The sequence below is a fragment of the Runella sp. genome, assembly GCF_027484545.1.
Taxonomy (GTDB): Bacteria; Bacteroidota; Bacteroidia; order Cytophagales; family Spirosomataceae; genus Runella.
The window spans coordinates 25,302-37,275 of the sequence record NZ_JAIXST010000035.1; the positions used below are offsets into that span (position 1 = coordinate 25,302).

General features: G+C 41.4%; 8 protein-coding genes and 1 pseudogene. All 9 read left to right on the forward strand.

Annotated elements, in window-relative coordinates; translation table 11 throughout:
- The first annotated feature begins 95 nt into the window (after positions 1-95).
- Positions 96-1,766: a site-specific DNA-methyltransferase gene (locus Q0081_RS03345; protein ID WP_298349277.1), complete on the forward strand. Its 1,671-nt coding sequence runs from the start codon at positions 96-98 to the stop codon at positions 1,764-1,766.
- Positions 1,767-1,777: 11 nt separating this feature from the next.
- Positions 1,778-2,836, forward strand: a complete 1,059-nt coding sequence (locus Q0081_RS03350; RefSeq protein WP_298349279.1) for an AAA family ATPase — start codon at positions 1,778-1,780, stop codon at positions 2,834-2,836.
- Between the two features lie 5 nt (positions 2,837-2,841).
- Positions 2,842-3,495, forward strand: a complete 654-nt coding sequence (locus Q0081_RS03355) for a DUF4276 family protein (RefSeq protein ID WP_298349281.1) — start codon at positions 2,842-2,844, stop codon at positions 3,493-3,495.
- A complete protein-coding gene (locus Q0081_RS03360) occupies positions 3,496-6,126 on the forward strand; it encodes a DEAD/DEAH box helicase (protein WP_298349283.1) in 2,631 nt (876 codons plus the stop codon).
- 249 nt (positions 6,127-6,375) lie between these two features.
- The gene (locus Q0081_RS03365; protein WP_298349286.1) at positions 6,376-8,745 is read left to right on the forward strand and encodes a TonB-dependent receptor; all 2,370 of its coding nucleotides are present in this window, start codon (positions 6,376-6,378) and stop codon (positions 8,743-8,745) included.
- A gap of 10 nt (positions 8,746-8,755) precedes the next feature.
- Complete coding sequence (locus tag Q0081_RS03370; RefSeq protein WP_298349289.1) at positions 8,756-8,959, forward strand: hypothetical protein; 204 nt, start codon at positions 8,756-8,758, stop codon at positions 8,957-8,959.
- 192 nt (positions 8,960-9,151) lie between these two features.
- A complete protein-coding gene (locus Q0081_RS03375) occupies positions 9,152-9,610 on the forward strand; it encodes a response regulator transcription factor (RefSeq protein WP_298349292.1) in 459 nt (152 codons plus the stop codon).
- Between the two features lie 12 nt (positions 9,611-9,622).
- Positions 9,623-10,345: pseudogene (locus tag Q0081_RS03380) on the forward strand (sugar transferase); the annotation flags it as partial.
- 391 nt (positions 10,346-10,736) lie between these two features.
- On the forward strand, positions 10,737-11,870 hold the full coding sequence (locus Q0081_RS03385; protein ID WP_298349295.1) for a hypothetical protein: 1,134 nt from the start codon (positions 10,737-10,739) through the stop codon (positions 11,868-11,870).
- Positions 11,871-11,974 lie beyond the last annotated feature (104 nt).

Consider the following 11,974-nt stretch of genomic DNA (forward strand, 5'->3'; position numbering starts at 1 on the left):
AGAAATACAGCAAAATCCCAGTTAGTTTTTGTAAAATTGCAGTAAGGGAAAAAGCAGCGAACCCGCCCAGCAAAAAATTGAATTGAACGTACGATATGCCCACTTTACACTGGATAGGAAAAGAAAAAGTCATCAATCATCATTTGGATGTACCGTTTAGAGTACTCAAACACCAATATACATTTGACAACGGTACTCAAAAAGCCTCCCCTACCGGGTCGGACCGTCGCACGGGAGGTTTGGAGGGGGTTACCAACAAAATCATCCACGGCGACAACCTCGAAGCCCTCAAAGCCCTGCTGCCCGAGTACGAAGGAAAAATAAAGTGCATTTACATTGACCCGCCTTACAATACCGGCAACGAAGGCTGGGCGTATAACGACAACGTTAACGACCCCAAATTCAAAAAATGGCTGCACAGCGTAGTGGGCAAAGAAGGCGAAGACCTCAGCCGCCACGACAAATGGCTCTGCATGATGTACCCGCGTTTGAAACTGTTGTACAAACTCCTCGCCGACGACGGCGCTATCTTTATTTCCATTGATGACAATGAACAGGCCAATTTGAAATTGATATTGGACGAGATTTTTGGGGGTAGAAATTTTGTAGATACAATTATTTGGCAAAAAAAGCACTCACCGCAAGGTGACGCAACATATTTATCAAATATGCATGATTATATTCTTGTTTATGCAAAAAGAACTAAAACTACAAAAGCTGACAAAGAAGGGTTTTCATTAATTAAACTGGAGAGAACTGAAACCCAAGACAATAGGTATCAAAATCCCGATAATGATTCAAGAGGAGTTTGGACATCAGATAATTATACTTGTAATAAAAATGCCGATGAACGTCCAAATCTTTACTATCCTGTTTTTAACCCCAATACCGGAGATGAAATTTGGCCTTCAAGAACATCAGTTTGGAGATATTCAAAAGAAAGGCATGAAGAAAATGTAAAGAATAATTTGGTTGTTTGGGGAGCAGACGGCAAGGGAAGGCCACGATTTAAAAGGTTTATGGATAAAGTTGGTGGTGTTGTACCTTCGACTTTATGGCTAAGAGATTTTGCAGGAGATAATCAGGAAGCTAGAAAAGAATTCAGGAAACTATTTAATCAATATGAATTAGATTTTTCTACACCGAAACCAAGTAAGTTAATTGAAAAAATTCTCCAAATCAGTACCGACGAAAACTCCATCATACTTGACTCATTTGCCGGTTCGGGCACCACGGCCCATGCGGTGTTGAATTTGAATAAAAAGGACGGTGGCCACCGCAAATTTATCCTGATCGAGATGGAAGACTACGCCGAAACCATCACCGCCGAGCGCGTCAAGCGGGTCATCAATGGCTACGGACAAACCTCTCCCCCACCTCAAGAGGGGAATAACGGTACGGGTGGGGTGTTTGATTATTACGAATTGGGCGAGCCGCTATTTTTGGAAGAAGGCGTACTGAACGAGGCCGTGGCCGAGGAGGAAATTCGCCGGTACGTGTACTATACCGAAACCCAAACAAGCCTTCCCGAAAAAGGCGAAAGCCACGATAATGTCCATTTTTTGGGCCACTACCAAGACACGAGTTATTATTTTTTCTACGAAAAAGACACCGTCACGTCCTTAGACCACGCCTTTCTGGCGACCATGCGCACCAAAGCCGAGCAATACGTCATTTATGCCGACAACTGCCTGCTTACCAGAGAGTTTATGGTCAAGCATCACCTCATTTTCAAAAAGATACCGAGAGATATTACACGATTTTAACTGATAACACAATGGATTTTATCGAAATCAAGGGCTACAAATCTATCAAAGAGGCGAAGATACAGCTTAGCCCCATCAACATTTTGATTGGTGCCAACGGGTCCGGTAAGAGTAATTTTATTTCATTCTTTGAGTTTTTAGATAACATATATAATAAAAAGCTACAGGAATATGTGGGTTTAAGGGGCGGGATTGAAAAATATTTACACAAAGGTCTGGAGCCCTCAGATTCAATCGAAGGTCTCATTCGATTTGAAAAAGGCGTTAATTCATATTCATTTATGATACAAAAAGCAGGCGATGGCTTTGTTTTTTCTAAAGAGGCATTATGGTATTATAATAACCCTTTAGAATACCGAGCATTCACTAAAGAAGCTCAAGTTAAAAATAATGGTTGGTACCGTGGTTCCTATATTCAAAAACATATTGTAGGGCATAAAAAATATCATTTTCACGATACCGGGCAGAATTCACCTTTTAATAATACCTCCCATATTGAAAAGGATAGTATTGTCTTATACGATAAAGGAGAAAATTTAGCCTCTATTTTATATAAAATCAGGCAAGAGAACCCAAAAGTATACAACAGAATTGTACGAAATATACAAAGTATTGCACCCTACTTTTCTGACTTTATACTTGAACCAAATGAAAACGGATATCTAAAACTCTTTTGGCAAGATAAGTTTAGCCAATACAATTATGGTATCAATGATTTATCTGATGGTACCATTCGATTTATTGCCTTAGCCGTTTTATTTATGCAACCTGATTTACCCAAAACAATTGTATTAGATGAGCCTGAGTTAGGCCTGCATCCTTTGGCAATCTCTAAGTTAGCGGGAATGATACAAAGTATAGGCTCAACTGAAAATCAAGTTATAATTGCAACTCAATCTGCCGATTTGATCAGTTACTTTGAACCTGAAGATGTAATTGCTGTTGATCAAGTTGATGGTTGCAGTATTTTCAATCGTTTAACCACGGAAGAATTAAGAGAATGGTTGAAAGATGACTCGTTGGGTGATCTATGGAAAAGAAATATTATTAACAAAGCTCAACCATTTTAACATTAATGAAAAAGTTAATAATTATTTGCGAAGGTAAAACTGAACTTCTCTTTTGCTCAACAATATTAGAGCTCTACTTCAGGCAAATAAATATTCAGATTGAATATCCTTTAATTAGTCATTCTAATGGGGGTATAGTAAAATGGGTTCATTTAAAACCCCAAATTGAAACAAATCTACTAATTGATTCTACTTGCTTTGTTACTACATTCATTGACTTCTATGGCATATATGAACATCATGATTTTCCGGATTGGAGACAATCATTAGCGGAACCATCTAAGAGTATAAAAATGATTGTTTTAGAAAATGGAATGCGTAACAGCATAGCACCAAATCTTCAACCCCGTTTTATTCCCTACATACAATTACATGAATTTGAGGCACTTATTTTTTCAGACTACTCGTCTTTTGAAGAATATTATGAGCCCAGAGAAGCAAACTTTAACAGATTAAGGGAAATATGCAGTAACAATCCTAATCCGGAAGAAATTAACGATTCTCCAACCACTGCGCCCTCAAAAAGACTGGAAACAAATATAAGGAGATATGATAAAGTAACACACGGGCCTGACATATGCGAAATTATCGGGCTACCCAAAATAAGAAGTAAATGCCCACGGTTTCATGAGTGGATTACAAAATTAGAACGTATTTAAATGGAACTCAAACCCTATCAGCAGCAGGTAATCAACGACCTTTCTTCGTTTTTGGAACAAGTACAGACCACCAAAGACGTGAAGGAGGCTTTTTATACGTTTTGGGCGCAGCACCCCAAAACGCCCTTATTTCCTTTTGTCGGCACGGCCATTGAGCCCTACAAAAACAACGTGCCGCGCGTACCGCACATCTGCATCAAAGTACCCACGGCGGGCGGCAAAACGTTCATTGCCTGCAACGCCCTGAAAACCATTTTTGATACTTTTGCCTACGACAAGCCCAAAGCCGTGGTGTGGCTGGTGCCTTCCATTACCATTTTGGACCAAACCATCAAAAACCTCAAAGACCCCAAGCACCCCTACCGCCAGAAAATCAATGCGCATTTTGGCAACAAAGTAGAGATCTTTGATAAGTCGGCCTTGTTGCAGGGAAGCGGCTTCAATGCCACGTCGGTCAAAGAGCAATTAAACATTCTGGTGTTCAGTTTTGACAGCTTGCGGGTCAAAAACAAGGAAGACCGCAAAGTATTTCAGGAAAACGGCAACCTCCAATCGTTTGAAAGTCTGCTCGGTCAGGAAACCGAAATCACCTTGGGGGCCGTCATCAAATACCTCAATCCCGTGGTCGTGGTAGACGAAAGTCACAACGCCGAAAGCGACCTGAGCGTAGACATGCTCAAGGTCATCAACCCCTGTTTTATTCTTGACCTCACAGCCACACCCCGCAAAAACAGCAACATCATCAGTTTTATTGATGCGCTGGAGTTGAAAAAGGAAAACATGGTCAAACTCCCCGTGATTGTCTATAATCATCAGGACAAAACGGAGGTTATCAATTCCTCGATGCAATTGCGCAGTCGGTTGGAAGCACAGGCCAAGGCAGAAGAAAAGAAAGGCGGCAAGTACATTCGGCCTATTGTGCTGTTTCAGGCGCAGCCCAAAAACGGTAAGGATTTTTTGAACGAAGAAGAAGAAAAGACCAACGTTCAGAAGTTGAAAGAAAAACTGCTGGAGCTGAAAATTCCCGCCGACCAAATCAAGATCAAAACGGCCAACATCAACGAAATCAAGGGGATTGATTTGATGAGCAAAGACTGTCCCGTGCGCTACATCATCACCATCAACGCCCTGAAAGAAGGCTGGGACTGTCCCTTTGCCTATATTTTGGCATCGTTGGCCGATAAAAGCTCGTCCGTGGATGTAGAGCAGATTTTGGGGAGGGTGTTGCGGCAGCCCTACGTGATGAAACACAACTTCCCGTTGCTCAACGTCAGTTATGTCCTCACGGCTTCTTCCAAGTTTCTGGACACCCTCGACAACATCGTGAAGGGCTTAAACAAAGCGGGTTTCAGCGATAAAGATTACAAATTGGCCGAACCGGTGGTGACCGAAGAACCCAAAAAACAGGATTTTTTACAGCAACTTAGCTTTTTCCCGGCGGCAGAAGAACCGGCAGCAGACATAGCGTCCGACATTGACACGGCACGGATTTCGGTTCCCTCCCCGTCTGCCAACGTTTCGGAGGCAGTTTGGAGCGGAGCCGTAACGGAAATTGAACAAACCGCCCTTCAGCAAAACGATGCCTTTGAAAAAAAGGTGATGGAGATAGAAACCACCGATACTCCCGTATTTCCCAATGAAATTCAACAACTTGTGAAAACCTACGGCATTAAAGACATTTTCAGAGAGCAGGCAGAACAACTTGCACTGCCGCAATTTTTCCTGAACGTACCGGCCAATGACCTCTTCGGCAATCAGGAAACAGCTTCATTGCTGGAAAAAGAATACCTGTTGGAAGGCTTTGCGCTGAGTAAGTCTGATACCAACATTGCGTTTGACAGCATCGCTTCGGAGCTGTACAAGGTAGATTTGGACGAAACAAAAAAAGAACACACGCCCACGTTTGTACGGCTGGACGGCGGCGTGAAAGACAATTTGATGACGTATATTCTTGACCCTACTCGAAAAGAAAGCCGCGTCAAGAATTTCACCAAGCGAATCATGGATATTATCGGCAATATGTATCCCATTCCCGACAAAGAAATTGAAAAATACGTCAAGCGCATTTTGGAAGATTTCAACGACGGTCAGTTCAGCGATTTTGCCAACAATGAATATACTTACACCGACAAAATCAAACAGAAGATAAAAGCGTTGTCTGAGACTTATGCCGAAAAAAAATTCAGGGATTTTCTGGATACGGATAAAGTATTCTGTCGTTCTTCCTTCCATTTCCCAAAGAACATTTCGCCCGGAAGCACCTCCAAAGACATCACTAAATCGCTGTACGAAAAAGAAGGTAGCATCAACGGATTTGAAGAGCGGGTCATTAACGAGATCGCCAATAAGTCCAACATTGCCTTTTGGACCCGAAACATAGAACGTAAAGGCTTCCGTATCAACGGTTTTGTGAACCATTACCCCGACTTTATCATTCAAACCAAAAGCGGCAAAACGCTATTGCTGGAAACAAAAGGAGATCATTTGGATGCCGAGCAAAAAATCAGGCTTGGTCGCCTGTGGGCAGGCAAAGCAGGCAACAACTACCGCTACTTCATGGTGTATGAACGGCGAACGGTGGAGGATGCCTATAAATTGGAGGATTTTTTACAGATGATTAAAAGTATTTAAAGCCGACAAATTGTAAGTTAACGAAAGACCGTCAGCTCAAAATCTGACGGTCTTTCTTTTTTGTGCTGTATTCCCACTGTCAGGTAATTGTACTATATCCTTAATTGCATGAACAATCAAAACATATTCCATTAAAACATTCTTTCATCTTTATAAAAAAAGGCAGAACAATATTTTACGAATATAGTTGTATCCATTAGATTGCAGGCAGTTTTGAAATTGTATCAAAATTAACTAACGACTAACCAAATGAAAAAAAATTATCTATTTACGGTATTGCTATGCCTTACCGTGAGCTTTGCATTTGCTCAGGCCTCCCTGAAAGGGAAAGTAAAAGATACTACGGGCGGCCTACCCGGGGTCTCGGTTTCGGTAGCTGGAACCAACACAGGTACAGCCACCAATGCCGCCGGCGATTATTCACTGTCACTCGCTAACGGTACGTATCAAATCAATTACTCATCGGTAGGTTATACCCCTCAAACCAAAACCGTTGTTATCAGCGGCAGCGATGTCATTGCTGATATTACGTTGGAAGTTTCTGCCACTACTCTGGAAGAAGTGGTCGTGTCGGTGGGTAGCCGTACCTCAAAACGTACACTTACTGACTCTCCTATCCCGGTTGATATTTTATCAGCGCAGGATCTGGTAAGTACCGGTCAAACAACTTTTGACAAGGCGTTGCAATACCGCGTACCTTCGTTCAACACGGTAAACACGCCCGTAAACGACGCCTCGTCGCTGTTGGACCCGTACGAAATTCGTAACATGGGTCCCAGCCGCACGTTGATTTTGATCAACGGAAAGCGTAAAAACACGAGTGCGTTGATGTACATTCAAACCTCACCGGGTCGCGGAGAAAGCGGGGCAGATATTTCGGCCATTCCGCAACAAGCTATCAAACGGGTTGAAATACTGCGTGACGGAGCTTCTGCTCAATACGGTTCAGACGCCATTGCAGGGGTTATGAACATCATTTTGAAAGACAAGTTTGATTATGGCTCCGTTACCCTCAGAACAGGAGTGACCGGTAAAGGAGACGGAGGGCATATTGGCTTTGCAGTCAATAACGGAGCAAATTTTGGTAAAGGATACATCAATTATACCATAGATTTCAGCCGTACCGCCTTAGCCAATCGCCCCGGAAAAGTAAGCGCCGAAGCAGAAGCAGACGACAATTTGGGATTTGGAGCTTCATTGAGCACTGTTAAGGCATTTTTGGCAAAATATCCCGATGCAGGAAATATCAACGGACAACCTGAAAATACGGCAGCTAAATTTGCTGTCAATGGAGGGGTGCCTATCGGTGAGAAATCCGAGTTTTACTACAATGCTGCCTACGTTTACAAAAAAGTAAACAGCTTTGCCAACTACCGTACGCCTTATTGGCGCCCCACCGATGATGGTCTTCTGACACCTGCCGGCCAGCCCTACGTAGGATACGTCCCTACATTTCAAGGTGATTTGAATGATTATAACGCAACCATAGGTGTCCGCAGCGAAAACAATGGCTGGAAAACGGATTTAAGCTTTACTACGGGCCACAACAAGCAATTGTACACAGTTTCCAATACCCGCAACCGTGGCTTGGGCAAAAGTTCCCCCATTTATTTCAAACCGGGCGGTTATCAGTTTCACCACAATGTGGGCAACATTGACATTTCGAAACAATTGACCGAAAAGTTAACGTTTGCGGTTGGGTCAGAGTTTCGTGCCGAAACTTTTACCGTATTTGAGGGCGACACTTCCTCTTACGTAAAAGGAGGCGCTGACTCATTCCCAGGAACTACTCCAAACAACGCGGGTATTTTTACCCGATTCAACTTTGGCGGCTACGTAGATTTAGGATATGATGTCACTCCTAACTTCTTACTCAACGGAACCTTACGTACCGAAAGATACAGCGACTTCGGCAACGCTACTGTGTTTAAAGTAAGTACCCGTTATAAATTCAACGATGACAAAGTCACCTTTCGTGCCTCGTTCTCAACGGGTTTCCGAGCACCATTACTGCATCAAATCTATCAGCAGTTGGCACAGGCCAGTTTTGTACCGGGACAGGGAATTCAGACAAAAGGTATCGTAAACAACGTGAGTCCACAGGCTTTTGCATTGGGGGTTCCTAAATTAACGCCTGAAAAATCCACCAACTTTACACTTGGTTTAGGTTTCAATCCAAACAAAAACCTGAGCATCACTTTGGATTACTACAACATCCAGGTGAACGACGATGTGATGGCTGCTTTTCATTCAGTACATTCTTCGTTAAAAGAGGGTGGCATTTTTTGTTTTGATGCGATTGATGCTTCAAAATTTATCCTCTCAATCGACAAAAACCAAGTGATTGTCCATAATGCAAACCATCAGGGAAAAAGTTATAGCCGCGAAAGCTATTTTGATTTGAATCTATCTACCGGCTGGACGTGGGATTGGAGAGCTGATTATTTTAAAATCGAAGATGGTGAGAAAAAACACATTGGTGACGATTTTTCAACATTGCGAACCTTTACCGAAGACGAAATCAAACTGTTTTTAAAATTAAACGGCCTAACCGTCATTGAAACCATACCCAAACCTTCATACGCTTTTGATACACTTGTTTATGTAGTCAGTAAATAAACTCAGTAACATGAGCCGCACTTTTAGTGCCATTAGTCAGTATTTCTTCCTATTTAATCATGATTCGCAAGCTCTTACTCATCGGGACGATACTTGCCTACAGCTTGAAAATCAAAAAAAGATGAAGCAGGTATCCTATCGGCTTGCCTTTGCATCTTTTATGATTGGATTCATTCCGGTTTTCTTCTTTTTAAAAATCCCAGAAATGCCCTAAAGCGAATTAAGGCAAAAACTGACAGGCCTGTATGCCGAACTTCTACTTTTTTGGCATATCAAAAAAACCAATTTAAGTCCCAAATAGTCGGCAAAAAGTACAGTTCATCGAAAATATCCTCTCAACTTACGCCTCAAAACTAATTTTGTACCATCAAATAAATATCCCGATTGCCCCTTTATAAACCAAAAAATGATGACTACTGTAAAAACAATATTGATCGTAGAAGATGAACCAATGACCCGCAAATTGTTGCAACACATGTTGGGAAAAACATATAATGTAATTGCTTGTGACAGTGCTAAAAAAGGGCTTCACTGTCTAAAAACTAACTCAACCATTGATTGTGTCCTCAGCGATTTGTACATGCCCGAAATCGATGGTAAAGAATTTGTTCGTCAGATTCGTCAAAATGCACTTTGGGCTAAAATACCCATTATTATACTTTCAGGAGCGCAGGAAAGCGATATTAGAATCAATTGCTTAGAAATTGGAGCAGACGATTTTATTACCAAGCCTTTCAACCCGAAGGAAGTTCAGTTAACAATAGCAGCCATCCTCCGCAGAAATCATTATGTAGGCAATCATAAAAAAGACGATACGGCGGTTGTTAGCCCAACCCCGTTGGTACAGAAATATATGCCTTGGTAGAAACGTCTACTCGATATTATAGTATCGGGAGCCGCGCTATTATTCTTAACACCTCTGTTTTTAATCATAAGTGTGTTGATAAAACTTGATTCAAAAGGGGCTATTATTTATAAATCAAGGCGTGTAGGAGCAAAATACCGAATTTTTGATTTGTACAAATTCCGCACAATGCGTACCGACGCTGACCGTCTTCTCTCCAAAATGAGTGATTTGAATATGTATAATCAAACAAAGACCACTACTGAAGACAACCTTGGTCTTTGCAGTTCCTGCGGCGGTATAAAAGACCATTGCAGAAATCAGCTATTTAAAGAAGGCATGATGATTTGCGAAAAGAATTATTTACAGACAATAGGAAAAGAAGCCGCCTTCAAAAAGTTTCAGAACGACCCACGAGTGACAAAATTGGGAAGTTTTTTAAGAAACAGCAGCCTTGATGAGTTACCACAACTTTAGAACATTTTTATCGGAGATATGTCGTTGGTAGGAAACCGTCCTTTACCGTTGTACGAAGCGGAAAAATTGACAACAGATGCTGCCATAGGGCGTTTTGATGCCCCCGCTGGGCTAACGGGGTTGTGGCAGGTAACCAAACGCGGTAAAGGTAAAAAGGATATGTCAGCTGTGGAACGTATTGAGTTGGATATTAAATATGCCAAGCATGTATCCCCAAAAATGGATTTACGAATCATTGGCCAAACATTCCCCGCTTTGCTTCAATCTGAAAATGTTTAATTGACTTTTAAAAGCGCGTCTCATTAAATACGTACCGATAATTGCATTCTTACCAATAATTCCCATTATACGATTTCTGTAATCCAACTATTAGGTAGAATTGAAAATTCATCCAAAGCGACTTTGGAATAGGAAGTGGCAATACAGTATCTCTTCAAAAATAGTTGAGTACCTGAAAATAACACAGAAAAGAAGTTGTTTGCATTAAACCTCCTTTCCTGACGCCGACAGAGTTCAAAACTCTTGCCGGCATTTTTTATGGGTTTTAGACTCAAAAAAGCCTCATTTTCCTCCAAAAAACGGGCTTTTAAGCCTCTTTGTCGAAATCCGCCGATGAAGGCTTCTGGATAGAGTAATTTTGATTCATCAAAAAATAAAAACTGATCACTTCTTGACAATTCCGCAATTGATTCGACAGATAAAAAACCATTGGTTGTTGATAATTACACTTCCTTCACTTATTGCCGGCTTTATCTTCTTTTTGACACGAAATGAAATATGTGAGTATAATCCCAATGCAGTAATTTATACGGGTTTGACTTCAGTTCGGACTCTCGAATCAGGGCAAAACGACCAGATTGATTATTTTACGATAAACAATTCCTTCGATAATATCCTCACTATAGTCAAATCGCGCAGCACGCTTGAAGAGGTGGGTATCCGATTACTGGCGGCTCACTTAATGTTGCGTCAGCCTAATCCTGCCGTTGCCAACAACCACACCATCAAACATCTGCAAACGGTTCTTCCGGAATCTGTTAGAAACCAGATTGTTAATTTCTCTTCGCCCGAACGCACAGTCGAAAATATTTGTCGCTATTCTGAAATGCCCGGGAATATCATTTCCGAAAAGCTGCTCAATGTCAACGATGAACCCTACAATGCAAAGGGAATTAGAGCCAAACTCACCGCAATTCGCGAAGGAACAAGCGATATGGTACGATTGAATTACCTATCTACCGATCCAGCCGTAGCAAAACAAACGCTCGAACTCATCAACTTGGTATTTAGGCGTCGGTATCAGGAACTTAAAATGAGTGAAACCCGCACCGACATTGAAAATTTGCACGAACTCAACAACTCAAAAAACGGAGTTTCTGCCAAAAATCTTTTTCAGAATTGGATAAATTCTACAAGTGTACAAGTATTGGATGCACCAAAACTCGCTGACCAACCGGAAAGCTCTAACCGTATACTACTGACTGTCATAGGGTTTACAGTCGGATTTATTTTCTCAATCGGATTTAGTATCGGTAAAACCTATTTTAACAAAAGGATTAAAAATCCCAAACGCGCCGAACACCTCACTGGTCTGCGTTTTACCGGCGCTTTACCACATTTTAAGGATGATTTAAAACAGTTTCCATGGGGAGCAATCGAACATCAAACAATCAATCAATGTATCTCTAAACTCAAAAAATGGTCTAATCAGCAAACTCATTTGGTAGTAATTGCCAGTTCAAGAGAAGGCGAAGGCAAAAGTTTTTTCACAAAAAAACTGGTTCGACAGCTTAGTAACGTGTAAATAATAAGCTGGTCAATTTCTGCCTTTTACAAGGTAGTTCCATTTGGGTCTTTTATCATCAAATAATATGAATGTCTCTATATTATCTCTAAACTTTTGACAAA

What these genes read in the sequence shown, in the direction of transcription:
- Q0081_RS03345 (WP_298349277.1), top strand. Translation starts at nt 96, where the DNA reads ATGCCCACTTTACACTGGATAGGAAAAGAAAAAGTCATCAATCATCAT.
- Q0081_RS03350 (WP_298349279.1), top strand. Translation starts at nt 1,778, where the DNA reads ATGGATTTTATCGAAATCAAGGGCTACAAATCTATCAAAGAGGCGAAG.
- Q0081_RS03355 (WP_298349281.1), top strand. Translation starts at nt 2,842, where the DNA reads ATGAAAAAGTTAATAATTATTTGCGAAGGTAAAACTGAACTTCTCTTT.
- Q0081_RS03360 (WP_298349283.1), top strand. Translation starts at nt 3,496, where the DNA reads ATGGAACTCAAACCCTATCAGCAGCAGGTAATCAACGACCTTTCTTCG.
- Q0081_RS03365 (WP_298349286.1), top strand. Translation starts at nt 6,376, where the DNA reads ATGAAAAAAAATTATCTATTTACGGTATTGCTATGCCTTACCGTGAGC.
- Q0081_RS03370 (WP_298349289.1), top strand. Translation starts at nt 8,756, where the DNA reads ATGAGCCGCACTTTTAGTGCCATTAGTCAGTATTTCTTCCTATTTAAT.
- Q0081_RS03375 (WP_298349292.1), top strand. Translation starts at nt 9,152, where the DNA reads ATGATGACTACTGTAAAAACAATATTGATCGTAGAAGATGAACCAATG.